The sequence below is a fragment of the Pseudomonas sp. SC3(2021) genome (assembly GCF_019856535.1).
Taxonomy (GTDB): Bacteria; Pseudomonadota; Gammaproteobacteria; order Pseudomonadales; family Pseudomonadaceae; genus Aquipseudomonas; species Aquipseudomonas monsensis.
In genome coordinates this window covers 1,839,316-1,866,130 of record NZ_CP082236.1, presented here as the reverse complement: position 1 = coordinate 1,866,130, position 26,815 = coordinate 1,839,316, and the positions used below count along the sequence as shown (strand labels likewise).

The 26,815-nt window shown below is 57.3% G+C and carries 23 protein-coding genes; 1 reads left to right on the top strand and 22 read right to left on the bottom strand.

Annotated elements, in window-relative coordinates; all coding sequences use genetic code 11:
- Window positions 1-89: 89 nt before the first annotated feature.
- Entirely contained in the window at window positions 90-473 is a 384-nt protein-coding gene (locus tag K5Y35_RS08165) for a helicase (RefSeq protein WP_025112696.1), read from the bottom strand.
- Window positions 474-992: 519 nt separating this feature from the next.
- On the opposite strand from K5Y35_RS08165, the gene K5Y35_RS08160 reads away from it, so the two are divergent.
- Window positions 993-1,364 carry a DUF6124 family protein gene (locus K5Y35_RS08160; RefSeq protein ID WP_186743949.1) on the top strand — a complete coding sequence of 124 codons (372 nt, stop codon included), beginning with the start codon at window positions 993-995 and terminating at the stop codon, window positions 1,362-1,364.
- A 57-nt stretch (window positions 1,365-1,421) separates the two neighbouring features.
- On the opposite strand, the gene K5Y35_RS08155 is transcribed toward K5Y35_RS08160, so the two are convergent.
- From K5Y35_RS08155 to K5Y35_RS08055, 21 genes are all read right to left on the bottom strand, one after another.
- Entirely contained in the window at window positions 1,422-1,862 is a 441-nt protein-coding gene (locus K5Y35_RS08155) for a hypothetical protein (RefSeq protein WP_222834053.1), read from the bottom strand.
- 43 nt (window positions 1,863-1,905) lie between these two features.
- On the bottom strand, window positions 1,906-2,664 hold the full coding sequence (locus K5Y35_RS08150; RefSeq protein ID WP_222834052.1) for a lysozyme inhibitor LprI family protein: 759 nt from the start codon (window positions 2,662-2,664) through the stop codon (window positions 1,906-1,908).
- Between the two features lie 2 nt (window positions 2,665-2,666).
- The gene (locus K5Y35_RS08145; protein WP_222834051.1) at window positions 2,667-3,530 is read right to left on the bottom strand and encodes a tetratricopeptide repeat protein; all 864 of its coding nucleotides are present in this window, start codon (window positions 3,528-3,530) and stop codon (window positions 2,667-2,669) included.
- 4 nt (window positions 3,531-3,534) lie between these two features.
- Window positions 3,535-3,990 carry a hypothetical protein gene (locus K5Y35_RS08140; RefSeq protein WP_222834050.1) on the bottom strand — a complete coding sequence of 152 codons (456 nt, stop codon included), beginning with the start codon at window positions 3,988-3,990 and terminating at the stop codon, window positions 3,535-3,537.
- Between the two features lie 86 nt (window positions 3,991-4,076).
- Window positions 4,077-4,586 (bottom strand): hypothetical protein, encoded by a 510-nt coding sequence (locus tag K5Y35_RS08135; protein ID WP_222834049.1) that lies wholly within the window; start codon window positions 4,584-4,586, stop codon window positions 4,077-4,079.
- Complete coding sequence (locus K5Y35_RS08130) at window positions 4,583-7,033, bottom strand: alpha/beta fold hydrolase (RefSeq protein WP_222834048.1); 2,451 nt, start codon at window positions 7,031-7,033, stop codon at window positions 4,583-4,585. Before K5Y35_RS08130 ends, K5Y35_RS08135 begins: the two co-directional genes overlap by 4 nt.
- Window positions 7,034-7,042: 9 nt before the next feature.
- A complete protein-coding gene (locus K5Y35_RS08125) occupies window positions 7,043-8,437 on the bottom strand; it encodes a TIGR01777 family oxidoreductase (protein ID WP_222834047.1) in 1,395 nt (464 codons plus the stop codon).
- A 204-nt stretch (window positions 8,438-8,641) separates the two neighbouring features.
- Window positions 8,642-10,009 carry a lysozyme inhibitor LprI family protein gene (locus K5Y35_RS08120; protein WP_186744119.1) on the bottom strand — a complete coding sequence of 456 codons (1,368 nt, stop codon included), beginning with the start codon at window positions 10,007-10,009 and terminating at the stop codon, window positions 8,642-8,644.
- Between the two features lie 46 nt (window positions 10,010-10,055).
- Window positions 10,056-11,183: a lysozyme inhibitor LprI family protein gene (locus tag K5Y35_RS08115; RefSeq protein WP_222834046.1), complete on the bottom strand. Its 1,128-nt coding sequence runs from the start codon at window positions 11,181-11,183 to the stop codon at window positions 10,056-10,058.
- A gap of 197 nt (window positions 11,184-11,380) precedes the next feature.
- On the bottom strand, window positions 11,381-12,130 hold the full coding sequence (locus K5Y35_RS08110; protein ID WP_261991354.1) for a lysozyme inhibitor LprI family protein: 750 nt from the start codon (window positions 12,128-12,130) through the stop codon (window positions 11,381-11,383).
- A 156-nt stretch (window positions 12,131-12,286) separates the two neighbouring features.
- The gene (locus K5Y35_RS08105) at window positions 12,287-12,898 is read right to left on the bottom strand and encodes a hypothetical protein (RefSeq protein WP_222834045.1); all 612 of its coding nucleotides are present in this window, start codon (window positions 12,896-12,898) and stop codon (window positions 12,287-12,289) included.
- A gap of 10 nt (window positions 12,899-12,908) precedes the next feature.
- Window positions 12,909-15,263, bottom strand: a complete 2,355-nt coding sequence (locus K5Y35_RS08100; protein WP_222834044.1) for a M23 family metallopeptidase — start codon at window positions 15,261-15,263, stop codon at window positions 12,909-12,911.
- 40 nt (window positions 15,264-15,303) lie between these two features.
- Window positions 15,304-17,340 (bottom strand): type VI secretion system tip protein VgrG, encoded by a 2,037-nt coding sequence (locus K5Y35_RS08095; protein WP_222834043.1) that lies wholly within the window; start codon window positions 17,338-17,340, stop codon window positions 15,304-15,306.
- Window positions 17,341-17,368: 28 nt separating this feature from the next.
- Entirely contained in the window at window positions 17,369-18,370 is a 1,002-nt protein-coding gene (locus K5Y35_RS08090) for a serine/threonine-protein kinase (protein ID WP_186743921.1), read from the bottom strand.
- Entirely contained in the window at window positions 18,367-19,095 is a 729-nt protein-coding gene (locus tag K5Y35_RS08085; RefSeq protein ID WP_128615661.1) for a PP2C family protein-serine/threonine phosphatase, read from the bottom strand. The genes K5Y35_RS08090 and K5Y35_RS08085 overlap by 4 nt, the downstream gene beginning before the upstream one ends.
- Window positions 19,095-22,634, bottom strand: coding sequence for a type VI secretion system membrane subunit TssM (gene tssM / locus K5Y35_RS08080; RefSeq protein WP_186743919.1), 3,540 nt, complete (start codon window positions 22,632-22,634; stop codon window positions 19,095-19,097). The genes K5Y35_RS08085 and tssM overlap by 1 nt, the downstream gene beginning before the upstream one ends.
- Window positions 22,635-22,647: 13 nt before the next feature.
- A complete protein-coding gene (gene icmH / locus K5Y35_RS08075; protein ID WP_016985783.1) occupies window positions 22,648-23,523 on the bottom strand; it encodes a type IVB secretion system protein IcmH/DotU in 876 nt (291 codons plus the stop codon).
- Window positions 23,524-23,528: 5 nt separating this feature from the next.
- Entirely contained in the window at window positions 23,529-24,860 is a 1,332-nt protein-coding gene (gene tssK / locus K5Y35_RS08070) for a type VI secretion system baseplate subunit TssK (protein ID WP_123469904.1), read from the bottom strand.
- A 2-nt stretch (window positions 24,861-24,862) separates the two neighbouring features.
- On the bottom strand, window positions 24,863-25,363 hold the full coding sequence (gene tssJ, locus K5Y35_RS08065; protein WP_123469906.1) for a type VI secretion system lipoprotein TssJ: 501 nt from the start codon (window positions 25,361-25,363) through the stop codon (window positions 24,863-24,865).
- A 5-nt stretch (window positions 25,364-25,368) separates the two neighbouring features.
- Entirely contained in the window at window positions 25,369-26,565 is a 1,197-nt protein-coding gene (gene tagH / locus K5Y35_RS08060; protein ID WP_123469908.1) for a type VI secretion system-associated FHA domain protein TagH, read from the bottom strand.
- An 18-nt stretch (window positions 26,566-26,583) separates the two neighbouring features.
- A complete protein-coding gene (locus tag K5Y35_RS08055; protein ID WP_003229566.1) occupies window positions 26,584-26,724 on the bottom strand; it encodes a hypothetical protein in 141 nt (46 codons plus the stop codon).
- Window positions 26,725-26,815 lie beyond the last annotated feature (91 nt).

The following is a 26,815-nucleotide window of genomic DNA, read 5'->3' as shown; positions in this document are numbered from 1 at the left end:
GTGTGTGTCAGTTATATCGAGGTCTCAGGTTTTGGGGCCGCTGCGCAGCCCATCGGGGATAAATCCCCTCGCCACAACAGCCCTTCTACTCAAGCCTTAGGCTTGGCCTTCCTCGGCTTCAAATACTTCATCAACCCCTGAAACCACATCACCAGCGCCGGATTACCTTTCAGCTGGATCGACTTGTCCTGAATCCCCTGCATAAACGCCAGCTGCTTGTTCTTCGCCTGCATCGTGGCAAAGCCATAACCCGCATCTTTAAACGCAATCGCAAACGCCGGCTCCGCCACCACACCGGACTTGCTGGTGATGCGCTGATTCTTCACCACGAAATGCCGCGCCACTTTCCCGTCCAGCGTCTGCAGCTGAAACACCAGATCCTTGTCACCCAACTGCTGCTGGAACGCAGGATTTGTCCGACTGGCCTTACCCATCAACAAACCCATCATCCACAGAAGAAAACGAAATTTCATGCGCACAGCCTCAAAAGGAAAATGAACGGCCGGGGGAGTGTAAGGGATTCGGACGATAACGCCAGTATCTGCCGCTGTTGGAAGAGGATGCTGGTCATTTCCCGCACGATGACCACCAAGTCACGCTTCTGCAAGCAACGTCCTACACCTGTTGAAACACATCCCTGTGGGAGCTGGCGAAGCCTGCAATCTTTTGATCTTCCGGCCCGCGAATCTATGGGAAATTTCCTGCAAAGTGCCGGGCTGTCCATGAACTAGGCGAGTTGGTGCGATGTGGATAGGCTCTGTGGGTCGCCGCAAAATCGGTGACTCGGACGTGCAAGTCCGGCTGGAGTGCACATTGGTTATGGCAATTCGCCGAGCGTTTTCCTATGCTCGCGGATCGTTATGGCTGCTGTGTATGGGAGACCTTCGGGTCTGCCGGGTTACTCCACCGGTCTTGCACACCTATGCACAGCTGCCACCACTTTCGAAGTGCGAGCGAAACGGTGTCGGCTCCTTAAACTGGAGTAAGACCGAATGATCAAACCAACACCCAATCCCCCAGAGAATCCAGACGTTTCGCCCTACGAAACTCTGGAATCAAAGAAATTCCACGAAGCCGCCGAGCGCGCCCTCGACCATCACTTCAAGCCGCCCACCGAACCACATACCAAACGCGAAACGGGCCTCTTCAGCCTCTCCCCTGGCACCGACGCCGAGGCCCTCATGGCCAACGCCTCGGAAGACCTGCTGTCCATCAGCGTCATCGCCTGCGACCTCGCCGACGACCTCCCCGGCTCCCGCCGCTCAGTGGCACTGGCTCTGAGCAGAATGGCGGACGGGGTGCGATTGATGGTGGAAGGGATGCTTGATCACATTGAAGCGAAGAGCATGGCGGCCAAGCCGTAGCGAGATTTGCGGATAAACAAAGGGGACGTTAAGTCCCCTTTCTGAATATTCCCTGCTTCACCACTCGCAACCTTTTTCGAGTTTCGCATCCACGTTGTAATCGTTTTTAAACGAATACTTCTTTGCAGACTTGTAATTCGTATACGTCATCGCATCAACCCGGCCACCCTGAGTGACCATCTGATACTCACCTGTCAGTGCGCCATCAACTACTTCAACCCAAGTTGTCGTGTACTGATAGGGCCGGCCATACACGAGCTCTTCTTGTTCAGTACTGCGATGAACCAGCCCAATAGCCTGTTTCGACTTGCTGTACTTGACGCCAGCACCGCTCCATTTGGCGACAGAGTCGTAATAGGTTCTGAATTCAAAACTTATGGGTTTGCCTTCGTAGGAGCGGAAGCAAAAAACCTCGGTCGTGACCTCGCTATGAGCCGCCAGAGGAACGAAAACGAGCAACGCAGAAAACAATGCAGACGAAAATTTCAAACCGAACATTCCTTTAGCGGTTTCAGGGGTATCAGCAAACTATTCAAACCTGTTATGCACCAGGCTCAAGCGCGCCACACTTCAGCTCTTTGATTTGCTCGCTCTGAATCGGAATCACACATGCAAGGCGCCTCTCTCCGAGCCCACGAAGCTCCGTCAAACTGAGCGTCACGTGCAACCCATCCTCGGCAAACGCATGATCCTCAAACCCGGCATCGGCATAGTCCGTCCAAAATGCCTTGCCCTCGAAACTGCAAAAACGCTTGGAGGACAGCACCCTCCAACCGCCGTTGGGCGCCAGTATCTGGACCGTCAGGCATGGGCTGCCAAAGGTGCTGACATAACGTGCCACGACATCGCCGAAGCGCTGGGAGCCGGACAGGTACACCTTGTTGAGATCAACTACATTACCCGGCTCATCAGCGACGATCGTGTCCAGATAAGCCGCACGCTCCAGACTCATTCTGGCCACGCAGTTGTTGATCGTCGTGACATGCGCTGCCACCCCAGGCTCGATTTCCGTGGCTTCAAGCGGGCAGGTGGTGTCGCGTAGCTTGATCCAGGCGCGCTGGGATTCTCTGGCCATGGCGACCAGCGCTTTACCCTGCTCAGGGTCACGCGCTTGTTGAGCCTCAAACCGTCCCAGCAGTTTCTTGTAGCTGGCATTGAGTTGCGTGTCGGCTTCCTTGCGGGCTGCCTCCACGCACCGATCGACCTGGGCGCTCACGGTGATTTCTTTGCAGTCGTCCTCGGCCATCGCGCAGGAGGCAAACAGGCATCCAAAGGACAACGCGATAAAACGCGCAAACATGTTCAATTTTTCATTCCCTGAATGACGGATCGCTCAACTACACGTTGAGGTATTTTCTGCGCCTTGCCGGCGGCGCTCATCGCGTCGCGGTACTGGCTGTAATAGCGCTGCGCTTCATCTTTGCGATCAAGGCGCCAGAGTGAATCGGCGATGTTCAACATCAGCACCGTGCGTTTACCGACGACCTCAACGCCGCGATAAAACTTCAGCGCCAGTTCATCTCTACCGCCCTCGGCCAAGTAGAAAGCCAGGTCGTTGAAAGCTTGAACATTGCGCGCCGGTGGGTGACAAGCCATATAGGACTCTGGACTTATAGTGCGAAGATTAAATTCGAGTTCTTCCACGCGAGATTGCGGCATCTCAATATTTGAGACCTGCTTCAATAAGTCCTTTGGAGACGGCGTCTGCATGACGAGATCAGGCGCATCCTCTTCCCCGGAAGTCCACAGATTGCCCTTCCACTTGCCGTAGCAAAACCTGGCTGCGGGCTGACTGAGCACACAACCGGTCTCCATCGAAATGACCCCGCAACCAGTTTCCTCTGTCGGGATTTCTTCACCCTCCTGGCCAATGACAACGCCATAAAGAGTCTGAAGGAGGAGCAATGTTTTCTTGTCGGGACTTAACCAAGCCTCATGCGTTTCAGTACCCACCGCGGGTACATAGAGGGGAAAAGTTTTTCCATTGGCGGTAAACGAGGCGACCGCCGACTCCGCAGCAGGCCTGCCCCATGTCTTGTCATTCAGCGTCACTAAGTGCCCGCCAACCCCCACGATCTGAATATTTTCAGACAAGGCATTGGCTGAAGCTGACAGGCTCATGACAATCATCATCCGCTTAAGGCTGCCCGCGAGAAGACGGTTCATCCACTCACTCCTCATCCATCGGCGACGATTCCACGTCGGTCATGCTCAGCAGCCGAAACTCAGTGTTCACAAACTCGTAGTAACGATCCCGATTACCGCTTTCCAACGCATTCCCTTGGGAGTCTTGCTCACCGTCGAGCGTGATGCCGGAGACGATGATCAAGCGGCTGTCGGGCTGGTAAACCATGCCGAACGTACTGCCGTCGTAAGCATTCGGCAGACCGCCAACGACTTCCCCAGTCTGAGCGTCCAGCACTTCGCCGCAAATCGCGCTACCGCCACAACCGAGCCTGTGCAGGATGTAATGGCCGGCGAAGTTGACCTTGCCTTTCAGGGCTTGCACCCGTGCCTGATCCATCATTGGGCTGCTGTTTTCTTGCGGCACCAGCTTATGGTTGGGGCCGGTGAAAACTGGCGTGACGGTGTAATCCTTGAAGGTTGGATCGGCAGCGAATGCCATGGACGCAGCAGCCAATATCAAGCTGGCGAGAAGAACCGAAAATCCTTTCACGTAGTAACTCCGTAAATGCAGTGGGGACCGTCGACTTACTCAGACTGCCCTTCATAACGCTGTGTCTGCGGGTTGAATTGCCACAGATGGGGTCGGGTCATGGCCTCTTTGCCCTTGTAGCGGATCCGCCCGCGCCTGTCCCTGATGTAGGAGTAGATCTCGATGTCCTTGAACTCACCTCCCCCCTTGGGTGGGCCGTCCAGAACTTTGACCCCGGCGAAGTAATCGCCGCCCGAATACCTCAAATAACCACGGCACTGGATCAGGAAGGCAAATGTGCTATCCATTGATGAGCCAATGCCGACGCGGGAATTGAAGATGAAGTCTTCGATGCCATCGCCATTTAGATCGCCGCGAAAAACCACGTGGCCCGGATCGATAGAAAACTCTTTTCCATCGAGACTGGAAAGTATGTCTTCCGGTTGTTCACTGCTCTGCGACCATTGCGATAAGAAATATTTTGAGTCAGCTTCCTGATTGCAAACATCTGCCGCCATAACTGCTATCGGCAACCAGCTCACACATAACACCAGCAATCGTTTCACTTCATATCCTTCGAATTGATCAACTCCAACCCACCATCCCGATACAACACCTCACACCCCAACCACGCCTGATCCACCTGCGGCATCACCGCAGACGGCTTGCGCAATTCCCGCAACAACGTCGAGCCATGCGACAGCCGCCCGCCCATCCGCGCAATCACCGCCCGCGCGGCTTGATAGTGCGCGTGCCGTCCCGGATCAAGGGTGTCTTCGAGCAGGATGTCGGCGCCGAGGATGCCTTGCACCTGCCCCGGATAAATCATGAACCCGGTGGCCTGCTCCGCACCTTCGCGACCGTCCTGCCAGAAGCTGCCGTCTCGAGTGCGAACGTCGGGATGCGGTGCAAACCAGTGCTCGCGATCCGTCAGCGGCATGGCGTGGTGCAGACGAAAGAAGATGCGCATGAGGTTGTCGCGATACCACTCGCGCACTTGCAGGTAGTAGCCGCGCAGACCCGGCATGCCGGTGGAATGAGCGAGGCGGATCAGCCCTAACCACTGCGGGAATGGTTGTAGCGGCAGTTCGCTAGACGCGGGTCGAGGCGTAGCCGGATCGGTTTCCCATGGCAGTCGATGCGGGCTGTTTTCAAGATTGTCGTAAGCCGTCGGCGGGCGCCCCAGCCAATCGCCGCCGCTGCTGGCCAGTGCCGTGGCGATGCACAGATTGCCTTGCACCACGAACACATAAAACCGGGTGAACCAGTCAGCCAGTTGTTGGCCGTCGGCAGCTTGGGCGACGAGTTCGGCCAGCTCTTGATCAAAGCGCTGCAAGCCGCTTTCAAGATTAAGCAAATGGCCGCGAGCCTTGCGTTGCATGCGCAAAAACAGCGGCAACGAACGCAGCATCTTCAGCGGTTGCCACGGCAGATGTGGCGTCGCGCCGCCGACTTCACCGGCGTAGTTATCGGCGCTGATGCCCCAGTCGGCCAGCCTTGCGAGGAACAGGTCATTGTTGATGTAGGACGCGCCGCCGAACACGGCGGTGAACGGCTCATTGTCCTGCAACACTCGAGCATCCCAGCGCGCCATGATCGCCGGGATACTCGCTGCCGCGCGGCGTTGGGCGTATTCCACCAGCACGCTCGGTTGCGGCGGCAGGATCTCGGCGATGTTGGCGGCGGTCAGGTGGCGGCGCCAGCCGTAGTCGCTGATCGGCCGGTATTGCAGCAGCCACAGTTGCGCGCCATCCCAGGCCCATTCGACGTCGCCGGGCACGTAGTGGAACACGCGCAACACGTCTTGCAGAAAGCGCCACAGCAGGTCTTCGGTCAAGCCGTGGGACGGCGTGAACGTGCCACTGCGCCACGCATCGCCGAGCCGCGAAAGCGTTGCCCGCGAGGGGCTGACTTGACCGTCGGCGAGCGATTCGAGATGGCCTTCAACCCATTCCAGTTCTACCGAGAGATGTCGCACAAAAGCGATCCCGGACACTACCGGCGTAATGAAGCGCTGCACCACCACTTCCTCGACGCCTTCGGCCGTCAGTTCGGCGATGCGTTTCGGCACATTGGCGGACGGCTCGCGCAGATAGGTCGTGCTCAAACCGGCATTCGCCGAATCTGCCTGATCCTCGCCGTAACTGGAGGAGCGCACCGCCCAGGTCGCCTGCGGTTGGCTGGCGAGGAAAGCCGACAAACGCGGATCGTCGCAATCGTTCAGCGTCAGCGCCGCCGGCACCGCTTGCCGCGCCAGTTCCGCCAAACGCAAACGCCCGCCCTTGGTGTGCGCGACAAACCCGCGCTCGCCCGACTCCAGCCACTGCGCGAACTGCGCGGGCGAGTCGATCCATGGGTAATGACCCCAATCCGGTTTGAGGCTGATGGTCAGATCTGCACGAGCGAGAATCGCCGACCATGCCGCCGCTTGCTCGATGCCGAGTACAGCGTCCTGATCGCCCCAGACCAACTCGACCGGATCGGTGATCCACTCCAGCAGTGGCAACGCGGTATCGGCGCGAATCAGATCCCAGTGCGGCACGAACGCACGGCAGCGCGCATAGCCGGCGCCCATGCGCTGGTACTGCGCGGGCGTCCAGGTCTGGTTGGAGAACTTGCGGGCGAACAGCGTGGGCTTGTTCGACAGCAGCCAGTGGATGGTCTTGCGGATCGGCAGCGGCGACATCAGTGCCGGCAATCGACGCTGCCACAAAAACGCTCCGACCGGCGCAAGCAAAACACTGCGAGAAAAGTGTCCCGGCCGCCGTTGCAACGCGTGCAGCACCAGCAACGCATTGACCCCGACCGCCATGATCGCGCTGCCCTGCTGCGTCATCGCCAGCAAAGTCTGCGCGTAGTCCGCGAGATCCTCGCAGGGTGGCTGCGGATTGGCGCCGAAGCCCGGCAACTCCAGCGGCACCACGTCGTAGCGCTGAAAGTGCGGCAGCGCGTCATCCCACCAATCGGCGGCGCTGCCGTTGCCGGCCAGCAGATACATCAAGGGCTTGCTCATGGACGATCCTCAGGTCAGATCGCGCAGAGCAGCGTCGAGGGTTGGATAACGTAATGTGTAGCCAGCCTCGGTCAAACGCTGCGGCACCACGCGCTGACCGTCGAAGAACAACTGCGCCATCTCCCCCGCCATTGCACGCACTGGCGCGGCGGGAATGTGCAACCACACCGGACGCTTGAGGACCTTGCCGGCCTGCTCGGCGAACGCTGCCTGACTGACCGTTTCGGGCGCGACCATGTTGTAGGTGCCGCACAGACTGTCGTCGTCGAAAGCCCGCGCGATCACCTGAAGCACATCGTCGCGATGCACCCAGCTCATGATCTGCCGACCATCGCCCATGCGTCCGCCGAAGCCCAGGCGAAACGGAATCAGCAACGGCGTCAACGCACCGCCCGGGCCGAAGACCACGCCGAGGCGCAGCACCACCTGACGCACGCCAAATTCCGTAGCCGGTTGCGCGGCGGCTTCCCAACGTGCGCAGAGTTCGGCCATGAAACCTTCGCCCTTGCTGGCGTGTTCGTCGAGGCTTTCGCTGGCATCGCGCACGCCGTAGAAACCAATGGCCGAGGCTTGAATCCATAGCGCTGGTTTGTGCTTTGTGTTCTTCAGCCAGGTCATCAGCGCTTCGGTGGTATCGACTCGGCTGGAGAGCAGTTGGGCCTGACGCTTGGGGCTCCAGCGCGGCCCGGCAACCGGCGCTCCCGCGAGGTTGATCACCACGTCGAAGGTTTCATCGTGGCTGAGTTCGCTCAGGGACTGCACGCTGCGAACGCGCCCTTCGAACAGATTGGCTGCTTTCAATGGATCACGTGCCAGCACACTCACGGCGTGGCCGGCGTCGAGTAATTGATTGACCACGGCTTCGCCGATAAACCCGGTACCGCCGGTGATCAGCACGCGTTTGTAAGCGCTGCTGGCAAAGGGGTTGGACTTGTTCAGAGATTTTTCTGGAGCGGATTTCCGGCGGTCATGGCGATACAGCCAGATCAGCGGCGGCAACAGCATCAGCAGCGCAAAACCGTCGAGCCACAGATGCGACCAGACCTGTTGTTGCGCTGAGAGCCACATGTCCTGCGGCGCCCATAACAGGATGCCGGCGATCAACCATCCCCACACTGCTGGAGCTTTCAAGCGATTGCCCAAGTGCACCAGCGCGAGCATGTACAGCGCATAACTTTGCAGCGTCGCGCCGAACAGCGCGAGCCACCAGACTTGTTGTTCGTGGCCGGCCGCAGGTACCGCATCGGCGCCCCAGAATGCGAGTTCGAGATTGTGCAGATAGCCGTCGAGTAAACCGGAATGCCCGGCCCAGGTCAGGGTGAGACCGGCGAGAATGTGCACGATTGCGGCGGCGTATAGCCAGAGCACTAACGCGGGGCGAAGGGAGTTCGAGGGGGCTGGCATTCCGTGTCCTGAGCGCATTCCTTGGGGGTGGGGAGTTTAAAGGAAAATCGCAGTCGTCAGATGCTCAAGTATTAAACGTTCAAGCGCTGCGGATTCTGGCTCAGCGCATATGAAAACGCGTTAGCCATGGTGGCGGAACGCGTTTGATCACATCGAGGTGAAAAGGCGTCGGGCGCTATAAACGCCCTTCTTCACTTAACCGCACTAAAAGCAGCTGCTGGCCACTATCGGTTCGGCCACTTCGGACTGAAGTCGCTTAATCGCATTGATGCCCGAGTCGTTACCTTTGTCGGCAGCAAGCTGATAACAGGCCAAGGCGCGAGGAGTATCTTTCTTTCCTAGATCGCCGCTTTTCCAATAATCGCCTAACGAAACGAATGCGTGCGTTGATCCCATGGTGGTAGCACGAATCAACTCTTTTTCAACGTCCAGCGGGCGCTGGCAGGGTCCTGAACCGGCCAATTCATTGCCAAAACAATAGAAGCCAGCCAACGACTCAGCACCGCTCGGCGAATCAACGGCTGCTGCTTTGAAAAGAGCCTCAACTTTGCCGTATTCCAATTGCGGGGCCATACCCGACAGACTCAGCCCGGCCGCAGCCGAACTAGATATAGGATCACCTGAAGCGGCCGCGCACAGGTAATTTTCCAAAGTTGCCTCAAAAAGTTCTCCTGTCAGTCGGTATTGCTCAAGGCCGCCCAAGCCAGCAAATCCTTGTCCACGCTGCCAACAGAAATTCTCCGCACGACTCATTTTCCGCGTACTGGCTACAGAAAGCTCTTTATCAGGAATCGACCAGTCCTCAACCCCATCAAGCGTCCAGCAGGACTTCCGCGAAAAGTTGAAAATCTTGATATTGCTGTTGCCGGCGCGTTTATCCACAACGTTAACGTGGCGGTCATCCACCTTCTCGATCTCTATTCCTTCGACTTTCCCATCTGGCACCGCAGCCATTAAGGGAAACGCCATGTCGCGCCCCACCACTGCAGTGACGTGAGTCACTATCCGTCCTATATCCGACGTCCCCTTCAACACCAATAGCTTCACGGCCTGCGCAGTTAGTCGCTTCTGCGATTCGACATTAGCGGAGAATGCTGGAAGAAACTGTGCAAAGTCTTGCGTAGGGCACGAGCCACGTCCAATTGTCGGGCCACTCCCGGTATCGGACGCGATATTGTCCAAAAACACTGAACGGTCACGACTCATACTGGCGATGCAATTGTTCACCGCTGCCACATGCGCCGAAGAGCCCGGTTTCGTCTCCAACGCATCGACCAGACAATCGGTATCGCGCAGCTTGATCCAGGCGCGTTGAGCCTCCTGAACCGTTGCCTTTTGGTTCGCAGCAAGAACTGGATCAGTTTGGTACCCACCCTCGAGCCGAACCATCAGTTCTTGATAACTGGTATTCAACTGCGTATCTGCTGCAGCCTTGGCACTCACAGAACATCTTTCACTCTGCGAGTTCGTAGTGATATTGGCACATGCATCGTCAGCAAATGCATGCCCCCCCAACAGAGATAAACCACCAATCAGCACGGCGGGCAGCACCGGAATAAGATATTTACTCAAGGCAAATTCCAACAATATTTTGCGAAAGTGTATTTTTAAGTCGTGCTTACTCTTCAAGGGAGATAGCCATTTTCAGAGTAGATCCATTCAGATAAACGACTGCTTCGCGCCCATTAATATCGACAGGGGTAGGATTCTGGATCATTCCTTCATCACTAGCCTTCGCAATTTTTGTTAACGTCTTATCCGCAACATTGGCACGCCAAATAGTTTCATCACCATTCTTGAAATAAAACGTCGGCCGTGACTTGCTCCAAATCGGAGCATATATATTCCAACCGGCCTCGGGCCGACCAGCCTGCGCTATCGTTTCATACCCTGAGGTGTGCGAGTAGTACGCTTGCAATCTTCCATACTCACCACCCCAGCCGAATGCCAAACCACTAACAGCATTTTCATCAGTATTTGGCCACTGCTGGAACAGCAAACTGCTTTCCACTGGCGGAGATTTTGAACCGAGCTTATAAACCATCCCCCGCAGCTGATTCTTAGAGAGCTGCTGTCGATAGTAAAACGCCCCATCAAAGATTCCCGCAAACCTTTTCCCTTCGTCGTTTGAACCCAAACTCAGAGCACCATCAAAACCGATATTTTTCGCAATCGTGTGCAATACCGGCCTGTCGTTGCGATCAACGTACTCATATAGATTACCCCGGTACGCAATCATCGCCGCATCAAAATGCCCCTCAAACACGATGACATGCAACATGCCTGAAATTGTTTCAGCTGAGATCAAAAATCGTTCGACAGCCCCTTTTTCATTGGGAAGCCCTGCCAAATCAATGACCTTCCATGAGCGCTCAAACTGTGTGTAGGGTTTATCACCCAACATTAACTTAATATCTTTCTGTTCCGGCCTAGGCGCGATAGAAACCGGTGCGAGAAAGTTTATCTGCTGAATATAAGCGCCCTCTAAACACTCCACTGACTCACAGGAATTACGCTCTGACTCAAGCCAGTCACTTTCGATTATTTGCAAGGCCCGCCGATGTTTTATCGGTTTGAAGACCTCACTGAGTTTTTCGTCCATTGCGGACAAAGAAGGAGAACTACAAATTTTTCTTTCTACTTCCGTCGAAGCTTTGCGACAGTCGAAACTCGCAGAAAATGCGGCAGAACTGAATAGCAAAAAGGTTAACGATAAAAAGCAGGGGAGCGAATGTAAATTTTTCATTGAATCAGCCTTCAAAGAAATTTTCCCACCATCGAAACGGATACGTTTACGCTGCGCCTCAAAATCAAAGAATTTTGGCGCAACAAATAAATCCGTCCCCTTTCACACGTAAAGGAAATAGCGCAAAAAAGAGAAGATAATTTTGTTCATGCTCATCCAAGTCGACGCTTTCGCCCCAATGCTCCGACTTGTCCGTTTCAACGTCTGCTCTTGTCCGGTGCCAAAGCCAAATGGCGAGCACGCTCTATCGTCGCGCGAATCAGGCAGGCATCGGACCACTCACCGAAAACTGATTTACTCGATTTCGGGTCGGACTGGCACTCCGCATCTCGAAATTTCATCCAGGCTCTTTGAGTTTCCCTCAGTGCTTTCTGACCGCTTTCGTCCAGCCGACTCATACGATCCCGATATACAGAGTTCAACAATGCATCCGCGTCAGGAACCATCAGATCAAGAACACCATTTCCCGAGGGAAACCACTCAACGTCCGCCAATGCCTGTTCGCTTTCATTGTTCCAATTGTAGAGGCCGTTTTCTTCGATCTTCAGTGTGGCGAATCGCTGATGGTGATTCGTCGGATCGCTCTCGCTGACCTCCGAGCGATAAACAATTTCCAAATAGATAGGGTCGGTTGTGCGCTGAGGATCATTCAATAGCGTTTGCCGAACAATGGCCCGTTGCTTTTTGCTCTCAGTGATCTCTATCGAAAAGCACGGATCCGGCCCAGGACGTTCTGCGGACACCTTCCTCTCCAGGCATTGATTACGAACCGCCATGGGAGGGGTATCCGAACCGCCACCCACATCGACGACTCTGACAAGCAACCGGACTTCCGGGTCCTTGGAAAAGTCGGCCTGAAGGATGGTGGCAATCATCGTGCCCTCAGCCAAGACCACAGGCGGCAGTATTGAAAGTAAAAAAATGAGGCTGAATCTGAAAATCTGCATTCCTTGGCGTCCGTAAAAAAACTCAGTGATCCGTTCAATTCTGAACGGGCCTGCGACAGAAGATAGAGTGAGAACCGACAAGCGGGCCAGACCTATTTAAGTTCTCAACCAAATTCAAAGCGGTCGAGCGCAACAAATAAATCCGTCCCCTTTTCCTCAAAGACTTTCCCTCATGTCCATGCACTCCTTCGCATCCGCGAGGACCTTGCGCTCACCATTATTGAGGACGCACACAGGTTTTTTGAAGGTGCCTTTCATCCTTTGACAGACAGTGCTACCCGCTTCCTTATAAACACATTGCTCGCCAGAAATGATCAATTCTTTACCTGGAATTAAAGTCACAACTTTTGTGCTTTCAATACGGTAAACGTTCTCGTAAATTGAATCACCGGACTGTTGAATATCTTTATAGGTACCATCCTCCAACTCCGAAGCACTAGCAGGAATGTCTCCGATATATGTGGCCTTTCCACCTTTAGCTACAGCAGAAAAAATCATAACCTGAGCGTTTAGACCCATATCATCACTGGTTGGATAAGAAAATATAATTGCTATATTTTCGGTCCCTGCCACTTCTCTAGCAACATAATCTGACCGACATCCGCGATCAGCATTATCAAGAGAGAAGACTCCTCCTTCAAAAGAAAGAGTCAAGCTAGCTTGATCGGCAATCTGATCAGATTCTTTACATATTAGGCTATGCTCTGCTGAAGCCGAATAAGCAGCGCCACTATAAATGGACAACAAAAACACTATTAGGCGAATCATTCAAATGACCTCAGAAAAATTTTAGAAGCTTATTTGTCATTGTTTCACGAGCCGAGAAGTTCGCAGCAGCCGGCCAAGGGTGAGCAGCATCGGTCCCGACTAAAGGACCATCACCCCTAATACGTCGAGTCATTTGGGGTATGTCATTAGAGTCGGCAATTCCCAGCAATTTGTTTTTCGTCCAAAACCAGCCAGCCGTATCAATACAGGTGAAGGGTTCATCTTTTACACGATCAGGATTAACTATAATAGGCGGTCTGATTTGCGCATCCAGTTGTGCAATTGTGGCAGCATTTTGAATTGGTAGCGTCGCAGTCTGCGCGCCCGTAACTGTAGGTCCAGAAATGGTAATCCCCCACCAAGAAGTGTGTTTCCACCAGTTATTTGAAAAAGTACTAGCTTGCAGCCACCCTCTGTAAACCCAATAGTTTGCATAGTTTGCCCTGCCTGTAAGCTGCTTCAAACCACGCCCTCTAAAGTCCCCACCATCATTATACTTTATATTACCGAGCCAACCATTGTAATTTTTGGCGCTGGCATAACGCCTAAAATAATCATGTGGTGTACCATTGTATAGTTCAGATACTGTATTGAGCTGACCAGACTCCACTCCTGCCTGCCCAAAAAAGTGAGAACGTCTCAACCGGCCAACTATTAGATATTTAGCAAGTGTTTTATTTATGTGGACAATATATTTGTTAATGTTTGCATCGGACGCGGCCGGGTAAATCCCCTTCATATCGATCTTGCTAAGCCAACCGCATTGGCTGAAGGTACGGATGAATTCTTTGGGAGGAAAATGCCAATGCATATGATCGATTCCTACCAGTGCTGCCTCCTCCCAGAACCCCAAGGCTTGCTGGTGAAATTTTAACTTTACATATTGGTCTTCCGGTAATGGACCACCCTCCGCAACCTTCTTCAACCAATCATATCGAGTATCAAAGTTATTTTTACACCACTCACTTGGGAATTTGCAAACGAGTCGTTTTATACGATCTTGCACATCAGACTTTTCAAGCAAAGACTGCGTCAAGTTTCGTTCTGCGACGTATCGCGTTGAGAGATTCTGCTTCTCATCAGTCGAAAGAGCTGTATATGCTGGAGATTTAGCAATGCTAACAGCATCTAGATTATCAGAAACAACTTTAGCCCCATCCAGTTTTAATAACGCCCGAATGTATGGAGATTGGCAGTGACTATCAGAGTCCGTATCGTCATCTACTAACTGCCACCCTTGCCAATGCGGAAAATCTGCATCACTAAACTTAGTTACAGAAAAAGAATTGAGATCTACCCAACCAACCTTATTTTCCTCACCAATTTTTCCTGGAATTTTTATTTTTCGCCAGTGGGCCGCATCAGCTGGTATAAGTTGGTCTCCGCTCAATACTCTACCGAACCTAAGCAGTTCAAACCCCGCACTAGGTGACTTAGAAAATCTTTCGGTCGCAGTCTTATACAGGTCGTACTCAAAACTGCCACTTTCTGCCTGCGAGCCTAACTCAAAGCCGGAATGGCTATATGTAGTAAGCCTACATTCCCCTTTGGCAAAACTCATCCTAAGAAACATACCTTTTTGTAGCTCTGACGCTAACGACCAATCATACCCCTGCACTGAATCATTAACGTTTGATGTTGGCGCTCCGGCCTCCTGAATCGGAGCAGGCCCTGAAGGCATCGCCGGGCATCTATATATAACTGGAGAACTATTCTGTGCTGAAAGAATATTCTGAGGTGCACTTTCATAAACAAGTACTTCTGGCGGGATAAAGAAATATGTATCACCCCAAACGCAATCTGATCGTCCATGGCCGGTCTGAAACGTTAAATCCCGCTCTTTCCTACCTACTAGTTTCTCAATCTGAGTTTGATCTGCGACTACTTCGAAATGAATTCGCCCATTTTCCCCGTATATACTTCCCGCCTCACCAATTTTATCTTTACGGGAAATTGCTTTACCCTTCTGCGGAGCAGCAATCAGTATTTTAGAAAGGTGCATGTAGATAGAGAAAAATATGACCGTCGCCTTTTCTCCTTCACCTATTTCTGTTTCATGCCGGATAACCACACATCCGTCATCAGTCCATTTGTTTCGATAACGTAATGCATGATCTGGAGGCGCTGCGCTTTCAAGGGTAGGTTGTCGGAAATAAGCCAATGTGCCATCTGAAATAGCTTGTACGGGCAGTGATTTCCCCTCCTCTTTGGGAGCGGTCAAATGAATACCACCATGCCAATTAAGATCAAAGCTCAGCGGATAACCACCATCACCAGGAATGCCACCCACCATGGCCCGTGCCAGATAAGCATCGTCGGTTTCACCCGCCACTGGAGCAGGAATAAAGGGAGGGCTAATGATCATTCAAAAAATTCCTTGTTCATATTGACGCTTGTCCGTCCGCTCAAAGCGAGAAAGGGTAATCAACTGTCGGCTTAACCTTCTCAGGCACCGCATTCCCCAACGCCTGATCCATCAAACTCCCCGCCTTATCCTTATCCGCCGCCCCCGGCAGCACCGGCGGTTTAATCCCGATCCCCGTGCCGGAGCCAGCCGAACCACCCGCATTGATCTTGATCACCGGCCCAACCACCGTAACCCCACCGCCATCCAGCTTGATAAAGCTCCCACCCCCAAGAATGGTTAGCTCCGTCCCCGCCTCGATAACAATCTTGTCCCCAGCCTTGAGGTGAATCTCTTTCCCCACACTGGTCAGTTGTGCAGTCCCCAGCTTCACATGCTGGTTCTGCCCAATCGTCAGGTGATCATCCAGCTTCGCTTCGATCTTGCGGTCGCTGATGGTGGTGCGGTGTTCCTCGGCCTTCAGCTCGGTGTAGGTGTTCTTCACCACCGTGTCATGACGTTCATTCCCGACCCGTATCTTCTGATCGTGCTCAACGTTTTCATCCCAATCGCGCTGGGCATGAATGTAGATCTGCTCGGCACCTTTCTTGTCTTCAATACGCAGTTCGTTATACCCACCGCCACCCGGTGAGCTGAGTGTTTTGAACACGCTGCGAGTCTTGTTCGCCGGCAGGGCATACGGCACCGGGTTTTCCTTGTGGTACAGGCAGCCGGTCACCAGCGGTTGGTCGGGGTCGCCTTCGAGGAAGGTGACGAGGACTTCCATGCCGATGCGCGGGATGCTGATGGCGCCGTAGCGGTCGCCGGCCCAGGAGCTGGAGACGCGCAGCCAGCAGCTGGTTTTGTCGTCGGCGAGGCCTTCGCGGTCCCAGTGGAATTGCACTTTGATGCGGCCGTATTGGTCGCAGTGGATTTCTTCGCCTTTGGGGCCGGTGACCATGGCGGTCTGGCTGCCGAGTACGCGGGGTTTCGGGTGTTCGAGGGCCGGGCGGTAGAACACGTCCCACGGGGTGGCGAGGAAGGTGTTGCGGTAGCCCTGGTGGAAGTCGTCCTTGTTGTCGGTGGTGTCGCTGGTCACGCCTTCTTCGAGGACTTGCGGCTGCTTACCTTCGTGAAAGATTTCGGTGAGCAGCCAGAGGTCGTTCCACTCGCTGCGCGGGTGGTCGGACATGGCCATGAAGTGGCCGCTGACCAGTTTGGTCTGGTCGCCACGACCTTCGGCCTGGCGGTAGTCGGCGCGGTGGCGTTCGAGGGCGCGCTGGCTGAGGAACTTGCCGCGCGCGCGGTCGATGAAGCGGCCCGGGTAGTCGTAGTCTTCGAGATCTGGCTCAGTGCTTTCGCCATCGGGTCTGTAGGCCGCTTCCATTTGCAGGCGCGGTTTTTCGAAGTCGTAGTCGCGGCGCGTGGTGCGGCTGGTGCGGGTTTCCAGGCGCAGTTTGAAGCCTTTGATCACCGGTTCTTCGGCGACCATGCCGCTGCCTTGCACGTACGCGGTTGGCTGGCCGAGGTCGGGGAACACGGTCTGGTCGTCGCCGAACACCAGCAGGTGGGCTTTTTCGCTGTGCTGGAAGTGGTAGTGAATGCCTTCCTCTTCGCACAGGCGCTGGACGAAATGCAGGTCAGTTTCGTCGTACTGCACGCAGTAGTCGCGATCCGGGCACGGCTGGCTGAGCTGGAAGCTGTAGGCGTTGCCCTTGATCCCGTGTTCGTCGAGGATCAGCGCGATGATTTTCGGCGCCGACATTTGCTGGTAGATGCGCTGGTTGGTGCGGTGATGCAGATATTGCAGTTGCGGCACCAGCGAGACCTTGTAGCGGGTCAGGCGCTTGCCGGCATCGCCTTGGGCAACACGGTAGATCTGGCCGTGGATGCCTGAACCCTGCGGATCGAATGCGAGAAACGCCTGCTTGTGCAGGAGTTTTTCCAGGTCCAGATCGGGGTTTTCGCTGACCAGTTCGAGGTCGAAGCGAAACGGCTGGCTGATGCCTTCGGTGCCGGTGAACGACAGCACTTGCAGGTCGCCCACGTAGTCTTCGACCTTGAGGCTGAAGTGGGTTTCGTTAGCTGGGTTGAACATAAAGTGCTCCCTGTTCGAATGTCGTCCGTTACGCCCGAAGCCGCAGACGTTGCAACCAGGACGAAGTGGCGCCCAAAGCGTCACGCAATTGGTCGGCAGTGATGGTGCGCTCTGCCGCATTGAAGCTCAGCGCGGTTTTTAGCGCTGGCCAGCCGTGTTTTGGCAGGTTCGCCGGGGCTTGCAGCTCGCGCTCCAGGTGTTCGTCGCGGGCCTGGGTCGAGGGCAAGCGGCGGAACGGGTGTTTGCCGCTCGCCAGTTCATAGATCACGCAGGCCACGCCGTACACGTCCGCGCTGGCCGACAACGGTTGGCCCTCAAGCAGCTCGGGGGCGGCGTAGCCCGGGGTCCAGGCGTTGAAACGCTCACGACTCAGGTGTGGCAGACCAGGCAACACGCCTTGGTCTGCCTGGCCGAGACCGAAGTCGAACAGGCGCAGGCCGTCTTCGCTGAGCATGACGTTGCTCGGTTTCATGTCACCGTGCAGCACGCCGCGACGGTGGGCGTAGGCCAGCGTGTCGAGCAGCGGCAGCGCGATGTCGCGCGTTTCTTTCCACGGCAGGCCGAGGGGCCGCTCGCAGAGCAATTTGTCCAGGGTCAGGCCACGCATGTATTCCATGGTGATGAAGGCCCGCTGGCAGTCGGTGTCGACTTCAAAGGTGTGCGCACGCACGACGTTGTCGTGGCGCAGGCGTCGGGTCAGGGCGAACTCGCTGTAGAGCAAGGCACTGGCGTCCGGCGATTCGGCAAATTCTTCGCTGAGGATTTTCAGCGCAATGTAAGGATCGGGATCGCCGAACTGCTCGTGCAGCAGATCCCGCGCCCGATAGACCGCACCCATGCCACCGGCCCCGAGCAGACGCTCGAGGTGGTAGCGACCGGCGAGTACGTCCGGCAGTGCACCGATGCTGGCCTTGGTTGGCGCCAGCAACGGCTCGGCTTTGTTTGCCTTGGCGAAGGCGAAGTAGGTCAGGTTGTTGGCCTGCTCTTCGCTCATCAGCAAGTCATCGACTGCGGATTCGATTTCAGTCATTGGCGGATCACCACGGCTGTCAGGTTGTCCCGGGCGGCGCCACGCAGGGCGCCGTCGAACAGACGTTCCAGTGCCACGTGCGGCGCGCTGAGGCTGAGGGCGTTGCCGAGGGCATCGCTGCTCAGGCCCTGATACAAACCATCGCTGCAGAGCAAAAACGCATCGCCCGGATAGACCTCGAGTTCGAGGACATCCAGGGTCAGTTGTTCGGCGGCGCCGACGGCTCGGGTCAACGCCTGAGCCGCCGGGTGCGCCGCCGCTTGTTCGACGCTCATCTGTTGCTCGTCGATCAGTTGCTGTTGCAGCGAATGATCCTTGGACAGCTGATACAACCGCTGCCCACGCCACATGTAACAACGGCTGTCGCCGGCCCAGATGCAGGCCGCACGATTGCCTTCCACCAGCAGCGCCACGACGGTGCTGCCCATGATGCTGTCGTGGCGTCCGGCGGTGACCGTCAACTCCTGCCCCAAGCGCCGGTTCAGCCAGTGCAGACACTGGCGGATGGCTTTGAGGCGTTCGTCGAAGTCCTCGTGTTGCGGCAGTTCAGCCAGGCTGGCGACGATCAACTGGCTGGCGATGTCGCCACCCTGATGACCGCCCATGCCGTCCGCGACCACCCACAGCCCCTGCTGCGGATTGTCGAGGAAGGCATCTTCGTTGCGCGACCGCACCTTGCCCGGGTCGGTACGCGCCGCGCTGCGCCAGGGACTGGCCACCAGCATCAGAGCTGCACCGGCATACGGAAGGTGCGCAGCACGCCCATGTCGAACGGGTTCGGCGTGCGCTGGCTGGTCAGCAGGTAGTTGGCGCGCAGGCCCCCCACGTCGGCTTTCAGCACCAGCACGTCGCGACCGGTCAGGTACTCGGTCTGCATCAGGTCGAACAGACGGAACAGCGACCATGGGCCGGAGTTCTTCTCGATGCCGATCGGACGCCCCGCCATCTTGTCCATGACCAGGCTGGTGCGACCGTCTTCAGCATCGGTCGGCCACTTGAACGACATTGGCAGGATCGGACCGTGGCGGTACTCCATGGTCTTGTCGCCGAACTTGAACTCGGAACGGCTCACGGCCGGGTCGAGGGTGTACGGCTCCAGTTTGAACTGCACGGTCGGCTCGGCCGGGTTGATCGAGAAGAAGCTCTGGCGAATCGTCAGCGCGGCGGCCATCTGGTCGAGATACATCTTCGATACCGGCAGGCTGTGGCCATCGACGCTGCGCATCCGGTAGTTGCCCGGATCACCGCTGACGAACGGACGCATGTAGCTGTCGAAGAAGCGGTCGACGGTGCCTTGAGCCCGGAAGAACTCGCGGAAATCGCTGATCGCCACGTCACTGGTGCTGCTGGCGCTGAACGGATAACGCTTGTTGATGGTTTTGCCATACACGCTGTACAGCTCGTTCTGATAACGGCCGTTCAGGTATTGGTAGGCATCGTTGAGCACCAGACGCCACGAGTCTTCGGCCAGCACGTTGAACCACACGCTGAGCGGACGCGGCAGGCGACCCGAGGCAGCACGCAGGTTGGTCAGCGCATCACGCTGGCCGCTCATGCGGGTTTTCGCCATTTCGAACGCGGCTTGTTCCGGTGTACTGGAACGGGCCAGACCGGACAGTTGCAGCTGCAGGTCGTTGAGCGCGCTCAGCGCAGGGGTCAGGTCTGCCGCCGGGCCGTTGTTGTCATCGAGCAAACGATGCAGCGGTTCGAAGCGGCGTTGCAGCGACTTCTTCGCGGTGTCCGGCAGGGTCTTCGCCACGTTCAGGGCCGAAGCCTTGTCCGCTGCGGCGGCGGCAAGCTTGCCGACTTTACCCAGTTTGCCCTTCTGCCCCGCCAATGCATCGGCGGCATCACCGGCTTCATCCACCGGATCGGCGGCGGCCGGGAAGCGCGTGTTCTCGCGTACTTCAGTGAGCAAGGCCAGCACCGGCGAGTTGGCCGAGGTCAGGCCCGCCAGTTGCTCGGCGCCTTCACCGGCGTCACTGATTGGCGGCAGGGCCACCTGGCCAACGGCTTCGCTCCAGTAGTTGGCGTAGTCGCGGAAGTACAGTTGCTCCAGCTCGACCATCAGGCGACGCAAGTCCATGTCGCTGATGCCCGCACCTTCGCCCAGCACCCAGTTGTCACGCAGGATGTCGGTGACCAGCGCCGAACCCTGTACCGAGAAATACTGCTGATAACCGGTTTGCGTGTAGAAGCCCGGAATCACGTATTCGGTGCCGATAAACAGCGAGCCTTGTGGGCCGAGGTGTTGGCTGAAGCGGTAGTCCGGCAGGTTGCGCGCCTGCTCGCGGAGCATGCGATACACCACGGTGGCCAGCGATTCGCTGCGCAGGACCTGGCGCGCCTGGGTCACCAACTGTTCGTTCAGCGGGTAGATAAACGGCTGCTTCAGCAGACGCTCCAGGTGCGCATTCAGACCGTTCTGCACCGCGGTGTTGCCGGTGTAGCGCTGCGACCAGTCAGTGGCGACCCAGTCCTTGAGCCACGCGGCATCGCGACGGTCCTTCATGTTCAGCATCAGGTACGCGCGCAGGCTGTTGAGCAGGCGGTCGCGGTCCTTCATGTTGGCGCGGATCTGCCCTTCGAGCAGGGTGGCAACCCGTGGCAGCAGTTGCTTTTCAAGCTCGCGCTCGTAAGCCTCTTTGACCACTGGATTGACGTCTTCACCCTGATACAGACCGCCACGCTCGTGGTACGACACGTCGCCCTTTTTCGGGAACACCTGGGTCGCGGCGTAGCTGGTATCGAGGGTTTTCAGCGCGCCCATCGCGTCATCACGCGGGGACAGCGCCGAGCGTTGTTGCGTCCAGTTCTGCGCCAGATTGCGCAGGTTTTCCAGACGCTCATAGTTGGCCGAAAAACCGCCCGCCCAGAGCATGCCGAACAGCGCCAGTGCCGCCAGTGCGCCGACGTACAGCGCACGTTGGCCCCAGTTGATGCGGCTGCGTTCGCGCTTGTCCAGACCGGCCAGATCGGCCTCGGGGAAAATCACCTGGCTGAACAAATGGTGGATGAACCGCGAGCGACCGCTGCGCAGGGTCGGCAGCACACCGGCATTCACACCCAGATTCGCGCCGATGGCGGCAGCCGTCTCGTCCATTTGCTGAACCAGATGGGGTGCGCTGGTCAGGTAGAAACCACGCAGTTGCGTGGCCCGCTGGTAACGGTTGCCGGTGAACGCCATGTCGACGAACAGGCACAGGTGCTCGCCGATTTGCCCCAGTTGATGCGGGAAGTCGAGAATGCGGCCACGGCGCTGCGTGTCACGCTCGGAGTGCATGCGCATGATCACCTGGCTGTTGAGGCGACGCAGCAGTTCCTCGAACTCGCCGCGCAGCACAGCCACGTCGGTGCCAACCTGGTCCTTGCGGAAACTGGTACCCAACACCTGATCGCTTTCCTCGCGGGTCAGCTGATCGAAGAACTCGTCGAAGCCCAGCAGTTTGTCGGCCTTGCTCAGTACCAGATACACCGGCACGTCGACGTGCAGCTTCTGATAAATCTCTTGCAGGCGACCACGCACCTGGCGCGCCAGGGTGTCGATGTCTTGCTCGCTGCCACCGGTGAGGATTTCCACCGGGATGGTCACCAGTACGCCGTTCAACGGACGACCGCGACGACGCTTGCGCAGCAGCTCCAGCAAGGTGGTCCAGGCACTGCCGTCGACGTCTTTCTCGCCTTGGGTCATGTAACGTCCGGCGGTGTCGATCAGCACACCATGGTCGGCGAAGTACCAATCGCAATGACGAGTGCCTTGGGTGTCGCGGGTCAGCTTGCGGTCGATCTTGTTGATCGGGAATTCCAGACCGGAGAAGTCCAGCAGGCTGGTCTTGCCGCCGGACTGCGGGCCGATCAACAGATACCACGGCAGTTCGTTGCGCCAGCGCTCGCTGCGGCCGCGATACAGGCTCGAGGTTTTCAGGGTTTTCAGCGCGTCTTTGAAACGCGCTTTCAACTCTTTCTCCTCGTCGTCGATCAGCTCTTCGCGGCGGATCCGATCCTGGCCATCTTCGGTGGCTTCGACTTCTTTCTTGCGTACACCGGCGCGCCAGCTGACGAAGACCATGGTCAGGCCCCAGATCAGGAACAGCACGGCGATGGTCAACAGGCGAGAGGTGGGGCTCTCCCAGAACTTGTAGTCATCGACCGCCAACAACGGGCCGACAAACCACACCAGCAGCGCCACGAACAGCACCAGCAGCAGGGTCCAGACCCAGGTCTGGCGCAGGAAGGCGCCGACTTTCTTGAAAAACTTTTTCATCACACGTCCCTGTTTACGGCTGCGACTGCGGTTGCACCGCGGCCGGATCAAGCGGCTGATAAGGTTGCAGAACGGTGTCGCGCTGCTCGCCCAAGACCCAGGCGAAGCCCGAATACATCACCACCAGACAGACGAAAGTGAACAGCACCACCATCCAAGCCGGCACGATGCGCACCAGGTTGCGACGCTGATCGTTGAGGCCTTCCCAGTGCGGCGACAGCTCTCGCGGCACGTCGCCACGCAGTTGACGGATCTGGCGGTACAGGGCGTCACGGATGCCTTCGAGTTCGAGCATGCCGCGCGCCTGCACGCGGTACTTGCCCTCGAAACCGAGGGACAGGCACAGGTACATCAGCTCAAGCATCGGCAGGTGCTTGACCGGGTTCTTCGACAAGCGATCGAGCAGTTGGAAGAACTTCTCGCCACCGAAGGTTTCGTTGTGGAAGCTGCTGAGCAGACTCATCTGCGACCATTCGCTTTCGTTGCCCCACGGCGTGGTCACGACGGCTTCGTCGACCACGGTGCAGAGCACGTAACGGGCGGCCATCACCTGGCTGCTTTCGGCGCCATTGTGCAGGGCGCGCACTTCAAACAGCTTGAGCCCGGCGGTCAGGCGCTCGTTGAGCGCGTACAGGTCTTCGCGGGTTTCGCTGTGCTTGAGGCGCACCACTTCCGACAGCAACTCGGACGAGGCCGCCACCAGCGAATTGAGGCTGATGTTGAACGCCTCCGCCGGACGCAGGCGCGCGGCGTAGATCATGCGTTCTTCCAGTTGCTCGAAACGCGGCGGCGCGGCGAAGTCGGTCAGCGGACTCGATGCCGGTCCGTGGCCCTGACGATCGAGCAGGACGGTTTTGTCGTCCTGGTTGTAATCCGTTTCCTTGATCATGTCGGTCAGTTCCTGATGGCCCAGAATTTCAGTTCAAGCTCGGCGAATTCGCCGGACACGTGGAACGCGAAGCCGCCGGAGCGCTCGAGTTGTGCCAGGTCTTCGGAACTGAGTTCGAGGATGAAGTAGGTTTTGTTCGAGTGGAACGCGATCTGCCGTGGAGCGACGGGCAATGGTTTGACCTTGATCCCCGGCAAGTGCAGGTTGACCAGTTGGCGAATGCGCTCCACCGGGCCGACCTTGAGGTGCGCCGGCAAGCGGTGGCGCAGTTCTTCGGAGTCGCAGTTGGCACTGGCCGCCAGCACGAACGACGCCGAGCCGAGCAGTTTGTGGTCGTGCAACGGCGACACGATGATGCCGTACTGACGCGCTTGCAGGATCAGCTCGATGGCGTGCTGTTCGAGCACCATCGACAGCACCTGACGGATCGCTTCCATCAGTTTGCGGAAGCTGCCGCCCTGGTCGGCGTGGGAGTAGCGGCTGTCCAGACGCGGACGTTTGCTCTCGCCGGAGAAGGTCGCCAGATCGCCGAGCATGGTCAGCAGCGTGCGGTACAACTCTTCCGGGTGCACCTGCTCCAGGCCGAGGTAGTGACGCAGCAACAGTTCGGTGCGGTTGATCAGTTGCAGCATCATGAAATCGCCGACTTCCGCACCGCCAACCTTGCCGTTGGAGCGAATCCGCTCGGCAATCGTGTCGCCACGGTGGTTGAGCATGCTGATGACTTCTTTCAGACACGACAGCAGGTAGCTGGAGGCGTGGGCCTGAATGTAGGTCGGCACGAAATCCGGATCGAGGCTGATCACGCCGTCGGGCGTGGTATCGAGCACGTCGCAGATCTTCAGCTTCACGTAGGCCTGATCGCTCTGCTGCTCGCCGAGCAACAGTTTGAAGTCCGGACGACCGCAGCTCACCTGGCTGGCGGAATCGTCGCCGGCGTTGGAGTCGGCGACTTCGGCGTCGTACGCGGTGTAACGCGCCAGCACGTCGGACTGCTCCGGACGGCGCGCTTCGATATGGTTACCGGTGACCAGCGGCAGCGCCAGGTAGATCGGCGTGTTGCCGGTGTTCGGCGGTACGTCCAGGGCCAGCGGCTCGGTGTTGCCACCGAGTTCGAACAGGCTGCCGTCCGGCAGAATCCCCGAGGCTTCACTGATCACCAGTTTGCCCATGTTGAGGAACTGCAGGTCAATCTCCAGATTGAGGAAACCCCAGGTGTAGCCACCCAACAATTGCGTGCGGGTTTTCATCTGGTGATCGTAATAACGATCGTTGTGCTGGAAGTGCTGCGGACGCAGCAGCATGCCTTCCTGCCAAATGACTTTATGGGTATTCATGTTCAGTCATCCGCCTTGGCGAGCACTTGATGAGTGTTGCGGATGCCGGTCTGGTCCAGGGTCAGATCGACTTCGGTGACTTCCAGCGGCGTGATCTGCACCGTGTAGCGCCACTGGGTTTCCGGCAAGTCGCGGTAAGCGGCGAGAACGCCGACATAACCGCTGCCCTCTTCCACCTTGAGTTTCATCTCCACGGTTTCACCCGGGCGCAGTTCGAGTTCTTCGCTGGCCACCAGGTCCGGGTTGAGGGATTCCTTGGCGCGCTCGTAGAGGCTGAAGAAATCCGCGTTCTCGAAGGTTACCGGGTGCTTGAGTTCGAACAAGCGCACGACGATTGGCGAAGGGCGGCCGTTGAGGTCCGGGTTGAGCTGATCGCTGCCGGTCAGCTTCAGGTTGATCTTGGTCACTTTCGAGTATGGCGACAGCGACGAGCAACCGGCGAGCAGCACCAGCATGGTGAGCGCAGTCAGCGTCTTGAAAAAAGCGGTCGAGCGGCGAGACATGCGCATCATCCTTGGTGGTCGGTGTGGAGGGTGGAGATCAGGCGGATCTGTTCTTCATAGGCCTGGGCGAAGTCGCGGGCCAGCAGACGCTCGCTCCAGTCATCGTCCTGACGCAGTGCCTGGTGGTAGCGGCCGAACGCTCTCCAGCGTCCGCCCGACGTGGCGATCAACGGCTTGTTGTCGCGCTCGAAACGCAGGGTCAGTTGTTCCGGCGAGAAGTGCTCCAGCGTGCCGCGTACGGCGGCGCGGCTGGCGGTCAGCAGTGCCACCTGATGCGCCTGCAGATCGCGGAACGCACGGGAGATGGCTTGCTCGGCCGGCAGGTGGCCGGGCTTGCTTGGCTGCAACAGAATCTCCAGTGCTTCGCTCGGATCGACGGCGAACTTCAGCGGGTTCTTGTTGGTGCCTTGCACGGTGGTCTGGGCCAGACGCAGTTCGTTTTTCAGCTCCGAGCGGGTACGCAGGCTCTGCTGCAAACCGCCGATGCTCTGCCGCAGCAGGCGCGCGGCGTTCAGTGCCAGGGCTTCGCGTTCGTCGTGGCTCAGGCCTTTGACGTCCACACCCAGTGCCGCCCCGAAGTGCTCCCAGAAACCTTCGCTCTGACGCTCGACGGCTTTCGGTGCCGGAGCGGGTTCAGGTTCGGCAGGCGCGGCGATCAGCTCCGGCACCATCAGGCTTTCCATGTCGATACGTGCGTAGTCGGCACGCTGGCGGGAATCTTCCGGCTTGGTGTTCGGCGCCAGCAACTCGTCGATTTCCGAGTAGACGCGCTCTTGCTGTTCGAGGGCGTTGAGCGGGTCGAGATCGAGGAACGCGTCATCGGGAATGATGCTGCCGGCAGCACGCGGACGGCCGACTTCCCCGTCGAAGGTCGCCGGGTCACGCACCAGGCGCGCGCGAATTTCGAAGTCGCCAAGCACGTAAGTGCTGCCGTGCTCGATCCGCACCGGTTCGCCCTTGTGCAGACGTGCTCCGCTCGAACCGTCCTGCACGCCGTTGCTGCTGGTGTCGGTGAGGAAAAACGTGCCTTCGCGGTAGCTGACAATCGCGTGGTGATTGGACAGGTGACGCTTGCGGTCAGGGATGATCCAGTCGCAGTCCTCGCCCCGCCCGATCACGCCGCCGGCCTGTTTAAAGGTCTTCTGGCACAACTCGGTGGGCACGAACTGCTTGGTGTTCAGCATTTCGAAAACCAGTTCCATGTTTGATGCTCCTTGCGGTCACTTGCCGCGATTGACCGCTTGCGGATCACCCAACGGGCGATAGTCGTTGTCGTTGAATTTGTAGTTGCCGCTACAGCCGCCCAGGCCGCATAGAACGACGAGGGTCAGCAGGACAGCGTGCCAGTGACGAACAGACATCAGAGGGTCTCCAGGTGTAGACAAAGCACAAAGCGCCGACCCTTGCGGGCGGCGCTGAAATGGGGTTTTGCGGGAAAAACGATGATCTTTT